The organism is Roseateles sp. GW821-FHT09G03 (genome assembly GCF_059416045.1).
In genome coordinates, this window is record NZ_JBWKOK010000014.1 from 25,192 (window position 1) to 44,899 (window position 19,708).

Below are 19,708 nucleotides of genomic sequence, written 5' to 3' on the forward strand. Positions count from 1 at the left end.
ACGCCCCGCGGCGAAGGCTCACGCCTCAGCCGCGCCCGACGCAGGCGCCACCCAAGCGCCACTCAAGCGCCACTCCAGCCCGACTCTCGAAGTCGGACTAGTCAATCGCAGCCTGGAGTCAGCGATCGTGAGTGGGGCCGGAATGGGGCTTGGGGTTCCCGGAGGGAGGCCCCATGCCCCGTGGAGAGCCCGCGCTCAGCCGGCCGGGGTCAATCCCCGTGGCCGTGGCCTTCCTCAACGCCTGCCGCCGCCGCGTCCACCGGTGCGCTGGCATTGGCGCCATCGAAGAAGAACGGCTTGCGCGCCTTCTTCGCCGGCCAGACCTCATTCATCGACGGGATGTCGAAGACGCGGCCACCTTGCATGACCTGGCTGATCTTGTCGCTCTGGCGGATGTCCTTCAGCACGTCACCGTCGACGATCACCAAGTCCGCGAGCTTGCCCGGCTCCAGTGAACCGATGTCCTTGTCCAGGCCGAGGTAACGCGCCGGATTGAGCGTCGACGTGCGGATGGCCTCCAGCGAACTCATGCCGCCCAGGCCCATCATCCACATCTCCCAGTGTGCGCCCAGCCCTTCGCGCTGGCCGTGCGCGCCGATGTTCACCGACACGCCGGCGCGCTGCAATTCGGTCGCGGTCTTCGCGACCTGGATGACGTTGAAGTCCTCCTCCGGCGCCGTCTCGCGACGCACGCTGCGCGGCTCCAGCACGGCCTTGGGCACGAACTTGCTGAGGATGGGGTGACGCCACACGTCCGTGTGCGCGTACCAGTAGTGCTCGCCATCCAGCCCGCCGTAGGCGACGTTCAGCGTCGGCGTGTAGCCGACCTGCGTCTGCGGCCACAGCTGTTTGACGTCGTCATAGACCTTGGCCACGGGCAGCGCGTGCTCCACGCCGGTATGGCCGTCGACCACCATGGACATGTTGAGCTGGAACAGCGAGCCGCCTTCCGGCACGACCATCATCCCGGTCTCGCGCGCGGCTTCGAGCACCTGCTGGCGCTGGTCACGCCGAGGCTGGTTGTAGCTCTTCACGCTGATCGCGCCCGCCGACTTCAGGCGCTTCAGATGCGTCTGCGCGTCCTCGAGGCTGTTGATCACCGCGGAGAAATCGGCCTTCGCGCCGTACAGCACCGTGCCCGTCGAGAAGATGCGCGGTCCGACCACGCGGCCCGTGCGCTGCATCTCCGACTGCGTGTAGATGTCGCTGGTGCGGTTGGACGGGTCGTGCAGCGTCGTCAGGCCGAAGGCCAGCGAGGCGTAGTTGATCCAGCTCTGCTGCGGGACGATCTCGCTCTCGGCCATGGTGCCGTGCCAGTGCGCGTCGATCAGCCCCGGGATCACCGTCTTGCCCGCCGCCTGGATCGTCTCCGTCCCGGCGGGGATCGTCACCGACGCGCGCGGACCGATCGCCGCGATGCGGTCGCCGTCGACCAGGATCGCACCGTCCTCGATCACTTCATCCGGCTTGCTGGCGCTCATCGTGACGATGCGCGCGCCGACGATCGCGATGCGGCCCTTGGGCTTGTCGGCGGTCAGCGTCAGCTTGATGGTCGCGCCGCGCTCCGCCGGCTTGAAGCCCGGTTGCAGCGCCTGCGTCAGCGGCACGGTGAAGAGTTCGTTGCCCAGCGCGTAGTGCAGCGCATACGGCTGCGACTTGCCGTCGCCCGACCACTGCAGGTCGTCGCCCGCGTTGACGTCGAGCTTCTTCACCGGCATCGCCTCGGCCTTCGGGCCGACCGTCTGCAGCTTGCCCGCGGGGGCGAGCGGCGTGACGTAGGTGTGGAAGCGCTCGGTGAAGCCGAGCCACTGGCCGTCCGGTGAGACGGTGAAGCGCGTCGCGAATTCGCTCTTCGCGACGGCGAACTCGCTGCGCTCGACCAGATTCAATCGGACCAGCTGGTGATTCGAATCGACCTCGCCCGTCGTCTGCTTGCGCGTGACGTAGAGCGTGTCGTTGTCGGCGCCGAACTGCGGCGCCTCGCCGTCCTTGGTCACGCGGCGCGGTTGGCCCTTGCCATCGGCCGCGGCAACGTAGACGCCGGGCTCCAGGCTGTTCCAGGGCGAGGTCAGGAAGCCGCCCTTGGCCTTCTGGTACGCGACGGTCTTGCCGTCCGCCGAGAACGCCGGCGACAGGTACTTGCCCGGTTCCGGCGTGACGATGGTGTCGCGGCCGCCGGTCAGATCGAGCACGCGCACGCGGCCCTGGTCCGCGTCGTTCCAGCTCACGTAGACGAGCTGCTTGCCGTCGCGCGAGAACGCCGGGAAGTACTCGAAGCGTTCCGTCTGCGACGTGAGGCGGCGGGCTTCGCCCACCGGCTGGCCGTCGCGCAGCTCGCTCGTGTAGAGATAGCCGGCGGAGGAGAACACCACGCGTTTGCCATCCGGCGAGACCTTGACCCAGCGCAGCATCTTCGAGTCGAAGGTGGCGGGCGCGACCTCATGCGCGAAGCGCAGCGCGGGCGTGATCTGGCGCTCGTCCTTCACATGGAACGGGATCTCGGCCGCGCTCGACTTGAACGGGTCGATGCGCCACAGCTTGCCCTGCGCCCAGGCGACAACCTGCTTGGAATCGGGCATCCACGCGATGCCGGGATAGACGCCGTGCACGGACCAGGACTCCTGCAGGTCGCGCTCCATGCCGGTCCAGGCGGGGGACTCGCGGCCGGTCTTCAGGTCCTTGAGGAACAGCGTCGTGCGGCTGCCCGTGGCGTCGCGCAGGCGGCGGATGAAGGCGAGGTACTTGCCGTCAGGCGAGGGCGTCGGCCGGATCGCGCCGCCCGGGCCGGTGACGAAGGGCTCGTTGGTGCCGTCGGTCAGGTCCTGGCGGTAGATGCGGAAGATCTCGCCCGTGCTGTCCTTGTTGTATTCGAACTGGCGGCCCGGGGTGCTGTCCTGGGAGTAGTACAGGAACTTGCCGTCGGGCGAGAGCGCGGGTTCGCCGAGGTCCTTCTGCCAGTTCGGCTTCTCGTTGAGCTGCTGGCCCTTGCCGCCGTCGACGTGATAGAGCCAGATCTCGCCGCTGCCCAGCGAGCGGGTGCCGGTGAAGTGCTTGCGGGCGGCGATGTACTTGCCGCTCGGATGCCAGACGGGGTTGTTGAGCAGGCGGAAGTCTTCGGTCGAGATCGCGCGGGCGTTGGAGCCGTCGGCGTTCATCACCCAGATGTTGTCGCCGCCGCCAGCGTCGGAGACGAAGGCGATCTGCTTGCCGTCGGGGGAGAAGCGGGGCTGCATCTCCCACGCGATCGAGTGCGTGAGGGCCTTGGCCTCGCCGCCGCCGACGGGCATCACGTAGAGGTCGCCGAGCAGGTCGAAGACGATCTGCTTGCCGTCGGGGCTGACGTCGACCGACATCCAGGTGCCAGTGCGCACGTCGATGTTGGCGATCTTCTTCTCGCCGGGGGGCTGGTTGACGTTCCACTTCGCGGCGGGCGCCGAGGCGGCTGTGGCCGGAGAGGGCGCCGCGACGGGGGCATCAGCGGCGAAGGCGGCGGCCTGCAGCGCGAGTCCGAAAGCGATCACGCCCGCACGGGCGGGCGTGACGGTGAAAGCATTCGTCAGCGAGGACTGCTTCGTGAGCATCTTGTTCGTCATGGGGCACCCTGGGATGAAGAGTGCCGGCAGCATAGAGGCCGACTACGCGCAAACCCGACCGGGTTTGCGAGGGCATGACGAATGGCAGTGCGGAGGGCGTATCGGGTGCGCGGAGGTCAGTTCATTTCGTCCGAAGAGATCCAACGGCATCCCGGCTTTGCCTCCCTGACCGCGCCGAGCAACGCCGCCGCGATGCTGCCCGCCGGATTGATTCGGAACCTCTTCGGCAGGATCGGCGTCAGGACCCGGATCAGCGCCATCGCCGCATGTTCGGCGCGCCGGGTTTCCTGGCGCTCGCCGCCGATGAGGCTGGGTCGGCAGATCGTCAGCGATCGGAACCCGATGGCCTGGATGTCCCGCTCCACTTCCCCTTTGGTCCTCGGATAGAAGAACCGCGAATCCACTGATGCCCCGACCGCGCTCACGAGAGCAAAGGTCTCGGCGCCTGCGGCGTGCGCGGCCTTGCCGAAGGCGACGGGGAGCTCGTGGTCCACGTGTCGGAACGCCTCTTTCGAGCCGGCCTTGGCCTGCGTTGTTCCCAACGCGCAGATCACCGCTTGAGGCTTGAGTGAAGCCAGCTCTGGAATCAGGTCCTCCAGGCGTGACACAACCGGGTTCACTAGCTTGGTTGCAGGCGCCAACGGCTTGCGCGTTGGCGCGATGACTTCGGAGATCGCATCACTGGCAAGTGCGAGCGCCAGGGCCTCGCTTCCCACCAGCCCCGTGGCACCGAGCAGCAGCAGTCTCATCGTCGAATCTCCTCGTACGCGCGGAAGCGGCGGTGGGGTGTCATGAAGACGGTTGCTTCTGCCACCGCTCGATCTCTTGTCGGTGGCGCTGAATGTACGCCCGCAGCCTCGCGAAACGCCGTCGTGTCTGCCAATCAAACATCCAGACGACGGGCGGTTCTAGCAGCCATCGCAGCCATCGCGGCCCGACCTCGAAGGTGTAGGTGTAGATCAACCACGAGCGATCCGGCCCTTCGCCGCGGTGCTGCATCGAGGCGGCCCAGCGGCTGAATGGGAACGAACGTCCCACCATCGTGGCCGCTGCGACGTTCGGCCTGTCGAAGGACACGAATCGCGTCGTCATCGACAGGTAGCGCAGCATGCCGCCCCCCTCGCTTTCGGTGACGGCGCCGACGAAGGGGCAGGGCGCTCCGCCTTGCACCCGCGTGCCCCGGACCAGCGAGTCCCACTGCAGGCGCCAATGGTGGAAGTGGAAGGCGTCGAAGACGACTTCCGACGGCGCCGGCATCTCGAACTCAAACCGCCGGTGCGCCATCGAGCATCTCTTCCGCGGGAAGGTCCGTCACCATGCCCCAACGATCGAACTCCGGCTTGAACTCATCCAGCGCCAGCAACCCCATGCACACATGAGCGCCCGGGGTCAGGTCTTCACCGCGCGCCAGCTTGCGCGCCAGCAGGATCGCGGCCATGCAGGGAATCTCGGGGCCGTGGTCGTTGTCGGCGGCGATGTGCCACTCCCTTCGGACCTGCCGACCCGCTGGATCGTCGCCTTCCACGCGCACGACCATCCCGCCGAGCGCGGAGCCGAGGAAGTCGAACATAGGCGCCGTGGCCTGCATCAGCGCAGCGAGTCGCGACGGTTGCTTCAACAACCCGAGGCGTCGAAGCGTTGCCAGCCAACCCATCGCCCTCTGCGTGAGGCCGACTTCGAGCGCCGCACGAAACATGACTCTGTTCGTCACGCCATAACGCGAAGGGAACAGCTCGAGATCCGGGATGTCGCACAACGCGCCGAGGCGCGGCCGCAAGCGGGCGAACTGGACGCGCGCCGGATCGGCCCATCCGAGGTGCGACTGCCAACGCCCCTCGTCCCAGGCCTGGATCGGCCCGCCGCAGTAGCTCAACACGGCGGCGAGCGTCGCTTCCCCGCGCGGTGCCGTCTGTGCCGGCGCGATGCAGATGTCGATGTTGCGGATGGCGCGCCACTGCTGCGTGAGCCTCTCCACCACGGCGGAAGACAAGGCCGGCACGGTGCTCGCGCCGGAGATGCCGACGCGTCCCGATGCGCGGAATGCCGCATCCATCGACGACGGGAAATCGCAGACGAATCGACGTCCGTCGGCGAGGTCGATGTAGTGCGCGCCGGCACGCGCGGAAGCCTGCGCGACGTCGTAGGACTGATCCTGGAACGGCCCCGCCGTATGGATCAGCAGCTCGACGCCGAGGCGCCGGAGTTCATCCGGGAACGCGGGTGAGGCCAGATCGATGGCAACGCCTTCGGCGCCCGATCCGAGCTCATCGGCCAGGGCCCGTGCACGGGCCGCGTTGCGGCCACCGACCCTCAGCGCGATCGACGGATCACCCGCCAATGCGCGGCAGATGCGCGCACCGAAGTTCCCATAGCCTCCCAGTACCAGCGTCTTCAATTCCGGGTCTTCTTTGAGTCGTTGAAGGGCGCAGTCTACGGGGCGCTCACAATGAGCGACACCGTTGAAATGGAACCAAGGCCATGACACTCAAGCGCATGGACAACGTGCTGATCGTTGTCGACGATCTCGAGGCGGTGAAGTCCTTCTTCCTCGAGCTGGGGCTGACGCTGGAGGGGCAGACCGACGTGCAAGGGCCCGACATCGGGCGCCTCATCGGGCTCGGCGACGTGCGGGCCACGCTCGCCATGCTGCGGACGCCCGACGGACAGGGCATCGAGCTGGACAAGTTCCACACGCCGGACGCCGTGAGGTTCGGGCCGGTGGACACGCCCGTGAACGCCCTGGGAATCCGCCGCGTCATGTTCGCCGTCGAAGACATCGATGCGGTCGTCGCGCGGATGCTGACCCATGGCGCAGCGCTCATCGGCAGGATGGAATACGGGACCGCGTACCGGCTCGTCTATCTCCGCGGTCCCGAGGGCATCATCGTCGGGCTTGCGGAGCAGCTCGGCTGATGGTGCGCGACTCGCCCGGCACGCCAATCCGACCGGAATCGGGCGACGACGAAATCAAAGGAAGATGCGGGACATCAGAGCTCATCGTCTTCGTCTCTCAAGAATCGCTCCCTGAGTTCTTCCATCGTTGGCAGGCCAGCGATCTCGAAGCGAACGCGCAGACCAAGTGCACGCGTGACGTCCATCAGCGAGGAGACCGTGGACTCCTCGCCAGCCTCCAGGCGATAGATCACCTCCCGCACTCGGAATGCCTTGTCCGCCAACGCCGTCTTCGAAAGGCCTTTCGCTTCGCGGCGCGCTTTCAGAATGAGTCCGATGTCCTCGGGGAAGCTGGCGGTATCGGGCATGCCTTGCAACGCTGAGCAAATCATCGATTTTCGTTGGCCTCCGCTGGGGTGCCCAGCTTGAGCAGGTGCCAAGTCTTGACCAGGATCAGTAAAACGCCAAATTCAGGCAGCGGCTGATGTGAAACGCGGATGGCTCGTCGCCCAACTGACTTGTCGCACGACGACAGACAGTGCCTCCAAAGATCTGTAGTTGCCCGCGCCCTTTCGGTCTGAGGTGCAAGCCATGGCTTGCAAAAACGCCCGAAAAGCTGGTCTTTGTCAGCCATGGCTGGCAACCGCGCTCCAGGGCGGAACGTGCGCCGACACGAACCCGCCCTGCGGTAGAGTGCCGCATCCCGATGGCCGCAGAGCCCGGGACCGACGACAGGGCGCGCGCTCGGCGCAGCCTCGCCAATGAGGGAGTTCCAGTTGCAAGAAAGAAATGAAGCGGCCGCGCAGGCACGCCCGCGGTTCGTGACCGCGCGTCTGCGATCGACGATGGGGTCAGTCCTTGCGGCGCTGACCGTGATGGCCGCGCCCGCCTGGGCCGCCGACTGCAAGATGCAGCCGACCACCCTCCCGGTGATCGTCACCCAGAACCGTGTCGTGGCCAACCTCAAGATCAACGGCCAGGACGTGCCGATGATGGTGGGCAGCAGCGCCCAGTACTCGGTGCTGTCGCCCGAAGTCGCCGAGGTCCTGAAGCTGCCGCTGACCATGCTGCCGTTCGGGCAGCACATTTCGGGGAACGGCGAAAACCTCGAGGCGCATACGACCGTCGTGAGCCGGCTCATGCTCGGCAGCCTGGAACTGAGGAACGTGAGCTTCGTCGTGACCGACGCCCGGCCGGGCCTCGGACTCCAGGGCATCCTGGGCCGCAACATCCTCGCCGCCGGCGACACGGAATACGACCTCGCCCGCGGCGTCGTGCGGCTCGTCTTCCCGCAGGGGGATTGCGACAAGGTCAGCCTCGCGTACTGGGCCGGCGACGCGCCGTTCATCGAGGTGCCGATGGCCCCGCTGCGGGACGACCGCGACACCATGATCCGCCTGCCGGTGAGCATCAACGACACGCCGGCCCTGGCCATGCTCTCCACGGGATCGCAGAACTCCACGCTGTCCCGGAACACGGCCCGCAAGGCGGGGATCCCGGAGAGCCGCCTGCAGGCCGCCGAGCCGCCCGGGCGCTTCCGTGAGTGGCTGACCGACGTCGACAGCTTCCAGCTCGGCGGCGAGCGCATCACCCACCAGCGCCTGGCGGTGGAGGACATCGACAGGGACGGCGACTTCGGCATGACGCTGGGCGTGGACTACATGCTCGCCCACCGCATCTACGTCTCCTACCTGCAGCGCAGGATCTACGCGACCTGGAACGGCGGTGCCGTCTTCGCCCCGCGGCAGGGCGCCGCGGAGAACCGCTTCGATGCGCGTTTCGCGGCCGCACCGCCGGCCCTGCAGGAGGATGCGCTGGCGCTGGCCAGCCGCGGCACGCTCGCCTACGAGGCTGGCCTGTACCCGGCGGCCTTGGAGGCCATGAATCGCGCGATCGCGCTGAAGCCGGACGTCGCGAGCCAGTTCCTGACGCGGGGGCGCATCCATCAGGCGATGGGCGACCGCGAGGCCGCGATCAAGGACGCCAACGAGGCGCTGCGCCTCGACCCCCGGCTCGACGACGCCGTCCTGGTGCAGGCGGGCGCCAATACGCGCTTGAACAAGCGCGACGAGGCGGCCGCCGATCTGGCCCTTCTGGACGTCCGTCTGCCCCGCGACGCGCATCAGCGCTTCCGGATGGCCCTGATGTACGGAACCCTGGGCCTGGTGCCCGAGGCGCACCGGCAATGGGAGCTGTGGATCAGCACCCATCGGCGCGACGTCAATCTGGGCAACGCCTACAACGAGCGCTGCTTCCTGCGCACGACCCGCAACCTGGAACTGCCGATCGCCGTGCAGGACTGCGAGCGCGCCGTCGAGATCAGCGCGAAGGACGCCGCCTTCCAGGACTCGCTGGGCTGGACCCGGCTGCGCATGGGCGACCTGCCGCGGGCCAAGGCCGCTTTCGACACGGCGATCCAGCTGAAGCCCGGCTACGCCTGGTCGCTGTACGGGCGCGGCCTGGCCTGGCAGCAGCAGGGCGACACCGATCGCGCGCAGCAGGACCTCGACGCCGCCCGCAGGAGCGAGCCCAAGATCGACCAGCAGGTCCGCGAGTCCGGATTGCCGACGGCTCCCTGAGCATGCGTTGAAAGCACCATGAAGAACGGGCCGCTGTTGCGGCCCGTTCTTCGTCATGACGCCTCAGCCGAGGCGTCGCGTCATTTGGCTCTCGCAGTCATGATCGCGTCGGCGACGTTCTTCGGCGCTTCGCTGTAGTGCTTGAACTCCATCGTGTAGGTCGCGCGGCCCTGCGTCGCGGAGCGCAGCGAGGTCGAGTACCCGAACATCTCCGACAGCGGCACTTCCGCCTTGATGATCTTCCCACCACCGATCATGTCGTCCATGCCTTGCACCATGCCGCGGCGGCTGGACAGATCGCCCATCACCGTACCCGCATAGTCTTCCGGCGTTTCGACTTCCACGGCCATCATCGGTTCGAGGATGACCGGGCTGGCGCGTCGGCAGGCTTCCTTGAAGCCCAGCGACGCGGCCATCTTGAACGCGTTCTCGTTGGAGTCCACGTCGTGGTACGAGCCGAAGGTCAGCGTGACCTTCACGTCCACCACCGGATACCCCGCCAGCACGCCGTTGGGCAGGCTGTCGATGACGCCTTTCTCCACCGCCGGGATGAACTCGCGCGGCACCACGCCGCCCTTGATCGCGTCGACGAACTCGAAGCCCTTGCCCGGCTCCTGCGGCGCCAGCGAGAACACCACGTGCCCGTACTGGCCCTTGCCGCCGGACTGGCGCACGAACTTGCCTTCCACGTCCGTCACCGCCTTGCGCACCGTCTCGCGATAGGCCACCTGCGGCTTGCCGACGTTGGCCTCGACGCTGAACTCGCGCTTCATCCGGTCCACGATGATCTCCAGATGGAGCTCGCCCATGCCGGAGATGATGGTCTGGCCCGATTCCTCGTCCGTGCGCACGCGGAAGGAGGGATCCTCCGCCGCCAGGCGTCCGAGCGCGATGCCCATCTTCTCCTGGTCCGCCTTCGTCTTCGGTTCCACCGCCTGCGAGATCACCGGCTCCGGGAAGATCATCCGCTCCAGTGTGATGATGGCCTCGGGGTCGCACAGCGTCTCGCCGGTCGTGACGTCCTTCAGGCCCACGCAGGCGGCGATGTCGCCGGCCAGGATCTCCTTGATCTCCTCGCGCTGGTTGGCATGCATCTGCAGGATCCGGCCGATGCGTTCCTTCTTTCCGCGCGTCGGGTTGTAGACCGAGTCGCCCGATTTCAGGATGCCCGAGTACACCCGCACGAAGGTCAGCTGGCCCACATACGGATCGGTCATCAGCTTGAAGGCGAGGGCGCTGAACTTCGCGCCGTCGTCGGCCGCGCGCGTCGTGTCCTGCTCGTCGTCGTCCAAGCCGTGCACCGGCGGGATGTCCACCGGCGAGGGCATGAAGTCGATCACCGCGTCCAGCATCCGCTGCACGCCCTTGTTCTTGAACGCCGTGCCGCACAGCATCGGCTGGATCTCGCCCGCGATCGTGCGCTTGCGGATGGCACGCTTGATCTCGGCCTCGTCGAGCTCGCCGGTCTCGAGGTACTTGTTCATCAGTTCCTCGTCGGCCTCGGCCGCCGCCTCGACCATCTTCTCGCGCCATTCGTCGGCCTGGGCCTTCAGCTCGGGCGGGATCTCCTGGTAATCGAAGGTCATGCCCTGCGTGGCGTCGTGCCACAGGATGGCCTTCATCTTCAGCAGGTCGATCACGCCCTTGAAGTGCTCCTCCGCGCCGATCGGCAGCACCACCGGCACCGGGTTGGCCTTGAGGCGGTCCACCATCATCTGGCGCACGCGGTAGAAGTCCGCGCCCACGCGGTCCATCTTGTTGACGAAGGCAAGACGTGGCACCTTGTACTTGTTGGCCTGGCGCCAGACCGTCTCCGACTGCGGCTGCACGCCGCCGACCGAGTCGTACACCATCACCGCGCCGTCCAGCACGCGCATGGAACGCTCCACCTCGATGGTGAAGTCCACGTGCCCCGGGGTGTCGATGATGTTGATGCGGTGCTCCGGATAGGAGCGGTCCATGCCCTTCCAGAAGCAGGTCGTCGCGGCCGAGGTGATCGTGATCCCGCGTTCCTGCTCCTGCGCCATCCAGTCCATCGTCGCCGCGCCGTCGTGCACTTCACCGATCTTGTGATTGACCCCGGTGTAGAACAGGATGCGCTCCGTCGTCGTCGTCTTGCCGGCGTCGATGTGCGCCGAGATGCCGATGTTGCGGTAGAGCTCGATGGGGGTCTTGCGGGACATGGTGGTCTCCAGTGGCAATGGATGACCCGCGCGCCAGCTTCATGGGAGGCACGCCGGGTCCGGGAACCGACCAATGTAGCGACAAGCCATGACCCCCGCCATCCGCCGGTCGGAAGAGCCCGGCGCCTCAGGGGCTGAGCGGGGCACGGCCCTGCACGTTGCCCTCGCCCTGTCACCCCCACGAATGAGGGGCAGGAAAACGGGCGAATGCCGGAATGTTCGGGCGATTACGTCATGAAACATCCATACATTGGGTAACTCGAACGAGTAGTAGGGAGCTGCCGTGAAGTTGCGTGTGCGTGTGCATGTACGTCTGCGCCTGTTGGCGCCGTTCCTGGGCCTGTGCGCCCTGACCTTCGATGCGACCGGCGCCGTCGCGGCGCCGGCCACGGTCGATGTCGGCATGACCTGCACCGTGCCGGACGGCTGGTGGTCGCTGGACCGCGAGCGTCCCGTGCAGCCGGAGCCGGTCAAGGTGCTGGCCGTCAAACCCCTGACCACCGGAACACCCGGCGCATGGGTGCAGCCGCAGCGCGGCAAGCTGTCCGACCAGCAGATGCATGTGGCGCTGGATCGCCTCACCGACTGCCGCTGAGGGGGCCGGAGGGGGTAAACCCGGGCCGCGTGACCGCGCTGGCTAGAATGGCGGGCTCACCGTCGCGGCGCGCGCGGCGCAAACCCCCTGGGACCCCATGGCCAGCACCACCTCCTCCAAGCATCTGATTCACTTCGAGGGGGGCAATGCCCTCTCGTCCTTCCGGGCCGCGGCGCTGCTGGCGCGTCTGCAGGCCGTCAGCGACCGCATCGCCGCGGTGCATGCGCGCCACGTCCACTGGGTCTGGACCGACACCGCCCTCGATGCCGACGGCAGCGGCAAGCTGGCCGCGCTGCTGAACTACGGCGACGCCTACGAAGGCCCGTCGAACGGTGCATCGGACGGCGCGCTGATCGTCGTCGCCCCGCGCCTGGGCACGCTGAGCCCCTGGGCCTCCAAGGCCACCGACATCGCCCACAACTGCGGCCTGCCCATCCACCGCGTCGAACGCGTCACCGAGTTCCGCCTGACGCTGAAGTCCGGCCTGCTCAGCAGCCTGACCGCCGGCCTGACCGGGGGCGCCAAGGCGCTGACCGAGGCCGAGATCCTTGCCTGCGCCGACCTGCTGCATGACCGCATGACGGAAAGCGTGCTGCTGTCGCGCGAGGCCGGCGCCCACCTGTTCGACGAGAAGCAGGCCCAGCCGCTCGCGCACGTCGACGTGCTGGCCCGTGGCCGCGCCGCGCTGGACGAGGCCAACGGCGCCTGGGGCCTGGCGCTGTCCGACGACGAGATCGACTACCTGGTCGCCGCCTTCACGAAGCTGGGCCGCGACCCCAGCGATGTCGAGCTGATGATGTTCGCGCAGGCCAACAGCGAGCACTGCCGCCACAAGATCTTCAACGCCCAGTTCACCATCGACGGCGAGGCGCAGCCGCTGTCGCTGTTCGGCATGATCCGCAACACCGAGAAGCTGCACCCGCAGCACACGGTGATCGCCTACGCCGACAACGCGGCGGTGATGGAAGGCCACGTGATCGAGCGCTGGATGGCCGCCGGCGACCGCCGCGCGCCGCGGTACGAGGCCCGCGCCGAAACCGCGCACGTGCTGATGAAGGTCGAGACGCACAACCACCCGACGGCGATCTCCCCGCATCCGGGAGCCTCCACCGGCGCCGGCGGCGAGATCCGCGACGAGGGTGCGACCGGCCGCGGCGCCAAGCCCAAGGCCGGCCTGACCGGCTTCTCGGTCTCCAACCTGCACCTGCCGGGCCTGTCCGAGCCCTGGGAGAAGAACCCGGTCGGCAAGCCCGCGCACATCGCCAGCGCGCTGCAGATCATGACCGAGGGCCCGCTGGGCGGCGCCGCCTTCAACAACGAGTTCGGCCGGCCCGCGCTGGGCGGCTACTTCCGCGTCTTCGAGCAGGACGTGGACGGCATCCGCCGGGGGTATCACAAGCCGATCATGATCGCGGGCGGCCTCGGCGCGATCCGCGCGGACCTGACGAAGAAGATCGCCTTCCCGGCCGGCTCGCTGCTGATCCAGCTGGGCGGTCCCGGCATGCGCATCGGCATGGGCGGCAGCGCGGCGAGCTCGATGGCCGCCGGCACCAACACCGCCGACCTGGACTTCGACTCGGTCCAGCGCGGCAACCCCGAGATCCAGCGCCGCGCGCAGGAAGTCCTCAACCACTGCTGGGGCCTGGCCGAGCGCAACCCCATCCTGGCCGTGCACGACGTCGGCGCGGGCGGCATCTCCAACGCCTTCCCGGAACTGGTGAACGACGCGGGCCGCGGCGCGATCTTCGACCTGCGCAAGGTGCCGCTGGAAGAGAGTGGCCTGGCGCCCAAGGAGATCTGGTGCAACGAGAGCCAGGAGCGCTACGTCCTGGTGATCGCGCCGGAGAGCCTCGAACTCTTCACCGCGATGGCCGAGCGCGAGCGCTGCCCGTTCGCCGTCGTCGGCGTGACGACCGAGCAGCGTGAGCTGGTCCTGGAAGACGGCACCGACGGCGAACGCGCCATCGACATGCCGATGGACGTGCTGCTGGGCAAGCCGCCGAAGATGCACCGCGACGTGACGCGCGTGGCCCGTTCGGGCGGTGCGCTGACGCTGGACGGCGTGGATCTGGGCGTGGCCGCGCGCACCGTGCTGCGCCACCCGACGGTGGCCAGCAAGCGCTTCCTGGTCACCATCGGCGACCGCACCGTCGGCGGCCTGAACCACCGCGACCAGATGGTCGGCCCGTGGCAACTGCCGGTGGCCGACGTCGCCGTCACGCTGTCCGACTTCAAGGGCTTCACCGGCGAGGCGATGAGCATGGGCGAGCGCACGCCGCTGGCCGCCGTCGACGCGCCCGCGTCGGGCCGCATGGCCGTCGCCGAGGCCATCACCAACCTGCTGGCCGCGCCCATCGAGCTGTCGCGCGTGAAGCTGTCCGCCAACTGGATGGCGGCCTGCGGCGAACCGGGTGAAGACGCCGCGCTGTACGACACCGTCAAGGCCGTCGGCATGGACCTGTGCCCGGCGCTGGGCATCTCGATCCCGGTGGGCAAGGATTCGCTGTCGATGCGCACGCGCTGGAGCGACGACGGCGCCACGAAGCAGGTCACCGCGCCGGTCTCGCTGATCATCACCGCCTTCGCCTCGCTGGCGGACGTGCGGGGCACGCTGACGCCGCAGCTGCGCGACGGCGACACGACGCTCGTCCTGGTCGACCTCGGCCAGGGCCGCATGCGCATGGGTGGCTCCATCCTGGCGCAGACGCTGAACCAGTTCGGCCCCGAGGTCCCCGACCTCGACGATCCCGCGCTGCTGAAGTCGCTGGTGGCCGCCGTGAACGACCTGCGCGGTCAGGGCAAGCTGCTGGCGTACCACGACCGCAGCGACGGCGGCCTGTTCGCCGCGGCGCTGGAGATGGCCTTCGCCGGCCAGCGCGGCGTGAGCCTGAACGTCGACATGCTGGTCACCGAAGGCGACGGCATCAGCGACAGCCGCGCCGAGATGGGCGACTCCAAGAACTGGGCCTCGCAGGTCAGCGCCCGCCGCGAAGAACTGACGCTGAAGGCGCTGTTCAACGAGGAACTGGGCATCGTGCTGCAGGTCGCCACCGGCGACCGCGACGCCGTGCTGCAGACGCTGCGCACGCACGGGCTGTCCAAGCTCTCGCACGTCGTCGGCAAGACCAACGACACGAAGCAGGCCGAAGTCTGGCGCGACGCGAAGAAGGTCTTCGCCGCGCCGCTGGCCGAGCTGCAGCAGGAATGGGACCAGGTCTCGTGGCGCATCGCCCGCGAGCGCGACAACCCCGCCTGCGCGGACCAGGAACACACGCTGGCGGGCACGCCGGGCAAGGGCCTGCACTGGTCGCCCAGCTTCGACGTGAAGGACGACGTCGCCGCCGCGCTGATCGCCAGCGGCGTGCGCCCCAAGGTCGCGATCCTGCGCGAGCAGGGCGTCAACTCGCATGTCGAGATGGCCTATGCGATGGCGCAGGCCGGCTTCGACGCCTACGACGTGCACATGAGCGACCTGCAGGCCGGCGCGGTCGACCTGAAGGACTTCAAGGGCTTCGTCGCCTGCGGCGGCTTCAGCTACGGCGACACGCTGGGCGCGGGCGAGGGCTGGGCGCGGTCCATCCTCTTCAACCCGGTGCTGAAGGCGGCCTTCGAGGCCTTCTTCGCGCGCTCCGACAGCTTCGCGCTGGGCGTGTGCAACGGCTGCCAGATGCTGGCGGCGCTGTCGCCGATGATCCCCGGCGCGCAGCACTGGCCCAAGTTCGTGCGCAACCGCAGCGAGCAGTTCGAGGCCCGCCTGGCGCAGGTCGAGATCGTCGACTCGCCGAGCATCTTCTTCACCGGGATGGCCGGCAGCCGCCTGCCCATCGCGGTCGCGCACGGCGAGGGCTTCGCGGACTTCTCGCAGCGCGGCAACCCGGACCAGGTGCTGCGCGCGATGCGCTACGTCGACGGCGACGGCCAGCCGACCGAGCAGTACCCGCTGAACCCCAACGGCAGCCCGCAAGGCCTGACCGCGGTGACCACGGCCGACGGCCGCTTCACCGCGCTGATGCCGCATCCGGAACGCGTGTTCCGCAACATCCAGATGAGCTGGACCGGCGGCGACGCCGGCGAGTTCAGCCCGTGGATGCGCATGTTCCGCAACGCGCGCAAGTGGGTGGGATAAGCCCCGGACCTGACCGTCAGGGATGGGGCAGCTGCACGCGGTCCGCGCTTCGCGCGTCGCCGCTGCGCGTCCAGATGCCGTCCATCTGCCAGACCCGGCGCTGGTTGGCGGCTCCGCCCAATGCCGACAGCTGCCGCGGGCGGCAGACCATCACGTGCATGGCCTTGCCATCGAAGTAGAGGCCGAGGTTGCCGCCGGCCTGATCGGGATCGTTGCTGACGGGATCGCAAGGCAGGCCCGGGCCATTCGTCGTCGGCAGCCGGATGCCGCCCAGCCGCGAGTTCGCGTGCGACCGGTGATCGCTGAAGTCGCCGTAGCCGCGATGCACCACCAGCTTGCCCTCGTGGAGATCGACGTTCCCCCGGTTCACGCTGACGTGGGCCGGCCAGGCGCCGTGGTCCTTCCTGCCGACCTGCAGGTCCTTGTGGAGGGTGGTCCGGCCGCCGATGGCGGTGTCGCCCACGACCTGCAGGCGACCGACGTTCTCCAGCGGCTGGGCATTGAAATCCCAGCGCTGCGTCGGCGTCGCCGAGCCGTCGCGGCAGGTCGCGCCGCTGGCGCCGGGACCGCTGGCGCCGGTGGCGACGCCGCAGGCGATGCCCGGGGTGAGGGCACCCTTGTCCACGTAGACCAGCTGATTCGACGCCACGACGCCGGGAACGCCGGTGTCGGGGCTGTCGCCCTTCAGCGGATTGGTGACGGCGGCGGCCTCCTTGCCCCTGAGCGTCACCGCCGTCTCCGGGGACTCGCCCGGCAGGGACACCATCGCATCGGGTCCGAGCGCCCGCAGCGTCGCCTTCAACTGGGCGCCGTAGCCGAAGGGGAGATCCTCCTGCGCGAAGAACGGCTGGGTGTTGTAGAGCATGACCCGGAAGATCGGACCACCGCCTTTTGCCGGGTCGCAGTTCGCGTGGCACAGCACGGACACGGCCCATCGCGGCTCGGCGGCCTGGCCGGTGCGGCCGTCCACGATCGTGTTCCCGTGCGGGAACGGCAGGCTGTCGTCGAGATTGACGTAGCCCAGCGCCTGCAGCTCACCGATCGACGGCTGGAAGGCGTTGACCGCCAGCGTCTTGCCGTCGGGCTTCCCGTCGAGCTTCAGGGCGCAGTCTCCGGGCGGCGGCGTTCCCGCCGAGGACGTCCGCGAGAGGGCGATCTTCTCGCAGGCCGTGCGTGACTTCAGCGCCAGCAGGGTGGCCCCGTGATCCCGCGCATAACGCTCGGCACCGTCCCGCAGCGCGGCGAGCCGCAGCCCGGCCTGGCGTCCGCTGTCGACGATCTGCTGGAACTGCTGCACCTGCAGCGCACCGAGCGACATCGCGCCCAGCAGCACCAGCGCCATCGTCACTTCGATCAGGCTGAAGCCCGTCTGCCGTGTCGCGGCTCTCGCGGCTCTCGCGGATCCGGCGGAGGAGGGTGGGAAGAAGGAGCGGACGCGGACAGACATGCGGGAGGAACTCCTGGGGGGTGAGGGCCGTCATCCTCCCAATCCCCGGCGTTCGTGCCAATCCGCGAAGTTGAGCGCCCCGCGGCCGGCGCTCCTCGATTCGCGGCAGGCGGCTCCCCTGTCTCCGTCACCGCGCTGCGCCAGCCGCACGCCGGCGCCGGATTCAGCCCGCGGTGCCTGCGGCCGAACCTGCGGCAATACCTGCCAGCAGCTCGTACGAGCGCCGCCGCGCGGCCGGGTCATGCACCGCGCAGGCGACGATGAACTCGTCCGCGCCGGTGCGCTCCTGCGTCGCCAGCAGCCCTTCGCGCACCGTGCGCGGCGAGCCGACGATGGACTCCGACAACATGCGCTCCACGCCCAGCTTCTCGCCGGCGGTCCACAGCGTGTCCATGCTGTCGATGGGCCGCGGCAGCAGGCCGCGCTGGCCGCGCTGCATGCCGAGGAAACGCTGCTGGATGGAGGTGAACAGGCGCTGCGCCTGCGCATCGGTGTCGGCCACGACGACGTTGAGCCCGACCGCCGCGTAGGGCTCCGGGTTCCGGGCGCTGGGCCGGTACTGGGCGCGGTAGATCTCCAGCGCCTGCATCAGCATCGCCGGTGCGAAATGCGAGGCGAACGCGAACGGCAGCCCCAGGTAGGCGGCCAGCTGGGCGCCGTACAGGCTGGAGCCGAGCAGCCAGACCGGCACCTCGGTGCCCTGGCCGGGCACGGCGCGCACGACCTGACCCTCCTGCGCGGGGGCGAGGTAGCCGATCAGCTCCAGCACGTCCTCGGGGAAGCGGTCCTCATGGGCGGTGGCCAGGTGGCGGCGCAGCGCGCGCATCGTCGGTCCGTCGGTGCCCGGCGCGCGGCCCAGTCCCAGGTCGATGCGGCCGGGGAACAGCGTGGCCAGCGTGCCGAACTGTTCGGCGATCGTCAGCGGCGCGTGGTTGGGCAGCATGATCCCGCCCGAGCCGACGCGTATCGTCGAGGTCGCCGCGGCGATCTGGCCGATCAGCACGGCGGTGGCGGACGAGGCGACGCCGTCCATGTTGTGGTGTTCGGCGACCCAGTAGCGGGTGTAGCCGAGGCGCTCGGCGTGCTGCGCCAGCGCCATGCTCTCGCGGAGCGCCTGGGCGGCGGAACCGCCGTCGACGATGAAGGCGAGGTCGAGGATCGAAAGTCGGGCTTGCATGGGCGCCGAGTCTAGGCGGGCCGTCCGGACCGGGGTCCCGGGAGGGTTATCGCGAATTGGGGTAGGCGACCGGTCCCGGCGATCAGTCGCTGGTGAGCGGGGCCAGGACCTGGCGCGTCTTGCCGCCGTTCCAGACGGTCAGCGTGACCTTCTCGCCGACCTGGCGTTCCTCGAGTTCGCCGAGCAGGTCGTCGAGGTCGGCCACCGCCTTGCCGTTGACGGCGGTGATGACGTCGCCGCCGACGATGCGGCCGTCGCGACCGCGCATGAACGGCTGCAGCCCCGCGCGCTGCGCGCCGCCGCCGGGCTGCAGGCCGATCAGCACGACGCCCTTGGGCAGACGCAGCGCCTGGCGCAACTGCTCGCTGCCGGCGGTCAGTCCCAGCGCGGGCCGGATCACGCGGCCGTGCTTGATCAGTTGCGGCACGACGCGGTTCACCTCGTCGGCGGGGATGGCGAAGCCGATGCCGTTGCTGCCGCCGCTCGGGCTGAAGATGGAGGTGTTGACGCCGATCAGCCGGCCTGCCGAGTCCAGCAGCGGACCGCCCGAGTTGCCGGGGTTGATCGCCGCGTCGGTCTGGATCGCGCCGCGGATCGTGCGCTGCGTCATCGATTCGATCTCGCGGTTCAACGCCGAGACGATGCCGCGCGTCAGCGTCTGGTCGAGTCCGAACGGATTGCCGATCGCATAGACCGTCTGTCCGACCAGCAGGTCGCGGCTGCTGCCCATGGGCACGGGGGTCAGCTTCTCGCGCGGCGCGACGATGCGCAGCACGGCCAGGTCGCGGTCCGGATCGACGCCGACCAGCGTGGCGTCATACGCGCTCTGGTCCGACAGCGTGACCTTCGCCGCCGAGGCGCCGCGGATCACGTGGAAGTTGGTGACGATGTGGCCCAGCTCGTCCCACAGGAAGCCGCTGCCGGTGCCGCTGGGCACCTCCGTCACGTGCCGGGAGAAGAGGTCGCGCTGCTGGGCCAGCGTCGTGATGTGGACGACCGACGGCGACACCTTGCGGAACACCGCGATGTTGTTCTGCTCCTGCGCGTCGAGCGGACCGCGCGGCGTCACCGGCCGAGGCTGGGCCTGGACAAGGCCTGACCCCAGGAGAAGCGTGA

Annotated in this window: 13 protein-coding genes; 4 read left to right on the forward strand and 9 right to left on the reverse strand. The window is 68.7% G+C overall.

Annotation, left to right across the window (positions count from 1 at the left end):
• Positions 1-209: 209 nt before the first annotated feature.
• From AC07OZ_RS29320 to AC07OZ_RS29335, 4 genes are all read right to left on the reverse strand, one after another.
• Entirely contained in the window at positions 210-3,593 is a 3,384-nt protein-coding gene (locus AC07OZ_RS29320; protein ID WP_495470546.1) for an amidohydrolase family protein, read from the reverse strand.
• A gap of 116 nt (positions 3,594-3,709) precedes the next feature.
• Positions 3,710-4,342: an NAD-dependent epimerase/dehydratase family protein gene (locus AC07OZ_RS29325; protein WP_495470547.1), complete on the reverse strand. Its 633-nt coding sequence runs from the start codon at positions 4,340-4,342 to the stop codon at positions 3,710-3,712.
• Positions 4,343-4,382: 40 nt separating this feature from the next.
• Complete coding sequence (locus tag AC07OZ_RS29330) at positions 4,383-4,850, reverse strand: SRPBCC family protein (RefSeq protein WP_495470548.1); 468 nt, start codon at positions 4,848-4,850, stop codon at positions 4,383-4,385.
• Positions 4,851-4,857: 7 nt separating this feature from the next.
• Positions 4,858-5,988 carry a saccharopine dehydrogenase family protein gene (locus AC07OZ_RS29335; RefSeq protein WP_495470549.1) on the reverse strand — a complete coding sequence of 377 codons (1,131 nt, stop codon included), beginning with the start codon at positions 5,986-5,988 and terminating at the stop codon, positions 4,858-4,860.
• A gap of 83 nt (positions 5,989-6,071) precedes the next feature.
• Between AC07OZ_RS29335 and AC07OZ_RS29340 the strand changes: the two genes are divergently transcribed.
• Positions 6,072-6,506 carry a VOC family protein gene (locus AC07OZ_RS29340; RefSeq protein ID WP_495470550.1) on the forward strand — a complete coding sequence of 145 codons (435 nt, stop codon included), beginning with the start codon at positions 6,072-6,074 and terminating at the stop codon, positions 6,504-6,506.
• A 74-nt stretch (positions 6,507-6,580) separates the two neighbouring features.
• On the opposite strand, the gene AC07OZ_RS29345 is transcribed toward AC07OZ_RS29340, so the two are convergent.
• Positions 6,581-6,853 carry a helix-turn-helix domain-containing protein gene (locus AC07OZ_RS29345; RefSeq protein WP_495470551.1) on the reverse strand — a complete coding sequence of 91 codons (273 nt, stop codon included), beginning with the start codon at positions 6,851-6,853 and terminating at the stop codon, positions 6,581-6,583.
• 477 nt (positions 6,854-7,330) lie between these two features.
• On the opposite strand from AC07OZ_RS29345, the gene AC07OZ_RS29350 reads away from it, so the two are divergent.
• Positions 7,331-9,064 (forward strand): aspartyl protease family protein, encoded by a 1,734-nt coding sequence (locus AC07OZ_RS29350; RefSeq protein ID WP_495470552.1) that lies wholly within the window; start codon positions 7,331-7,333, stop codon positions 9,062-9,064.
• Between the two features lie 80 nt (positions 9,065-9,144).
• On the opposite strand, the gene fusA is transcribed toward AC07OZ_RS29350, so the two are convergent.
• Complete coding sequence (gene fusA, locus AC07OZ_RS29355) at positions 9,145-11,247, reverse strand: elongation factor G (protein ID WP_495470553.1); 2,103 nt, start codon at positions 11,245-11,247, stop codon at positions 9,145-9,147.
• Between the two features lie 283 nt (positions 11,248-11,530).
• On the opposite strand from fusA, the gene AC07OZ_RS29360 reads away from it, so the two are divergent.
• Complete coding sequence (locus AC07OZ_RS29360) at positions 11,531-11,842, forward strand: hypothetical protein (protein WP_495470554.1); 312 nt, start codon at positions 11,531-11,533, stop codon at positions 11,840-11,842.
• Between the two features lie 97 nt (positions 11,843-11,939).
• Positions 11,940-15,968: a phosphoribosylformylglycinamidine synthase gene (gene purL, locus AC07OZ_RS29365; protein WP_495470555.1), complete on the forward strand. Its 4,029-nt coding sequence runs from the start codon at positions 11,940-11,942 to the stop codon at positions 15,966-15,968.
• 16 nt (positions 15,969-15,984) lie between these two features.
• On the opposite strand, the gene AC07OZ_RS29370 is transcribed toward purL, so the two are convergent.
• The 3 genes from AC07OZ_RS29370 to AC07OZ_RS29380 form a co-directional block, all read right to left on the reverse strand.
• Complete coding sequence (locus AC07OZ_RS29370; protein ID WP_495470556.1) at positions 15,985-17,415, reverse strand: type II secretion system protein; 1,431 nt, start codon at positions 17,413-17,415, stop codon at positions 15,985-15,987.
• Positions 17,416-17,578: 163 nt separating this feature from the next.
• Positions 17,579-18,592 carry an LLM class flavin-dependent oxidoreductase gene (locus AC07OZ_RS29375; protein ID WP_495470557.1) on the reverse strand — a complete coding sequence of 338 codons (1,014 nt, stop codon included), beginning with the start codon at positions 18,590-18,592 and terminating at the stop codon, positions 17,579-17,581.
• An 82-nt stretch (positions 18,593-18,674) separates the two neighbouring features.
• Positions 18,675-19,661, reverse strand: a complete 987-nt coding sequence (locus tag AC07OZ_RS29380; protein ID WP_495470558.1) for a S1C family serine protease — start codon at positions 19,659-19,661, stop codon at positions 18,675-18,677.
• Between the last annotated feature and the right edge of the window lie 47 nt (positions 19,662-19,708).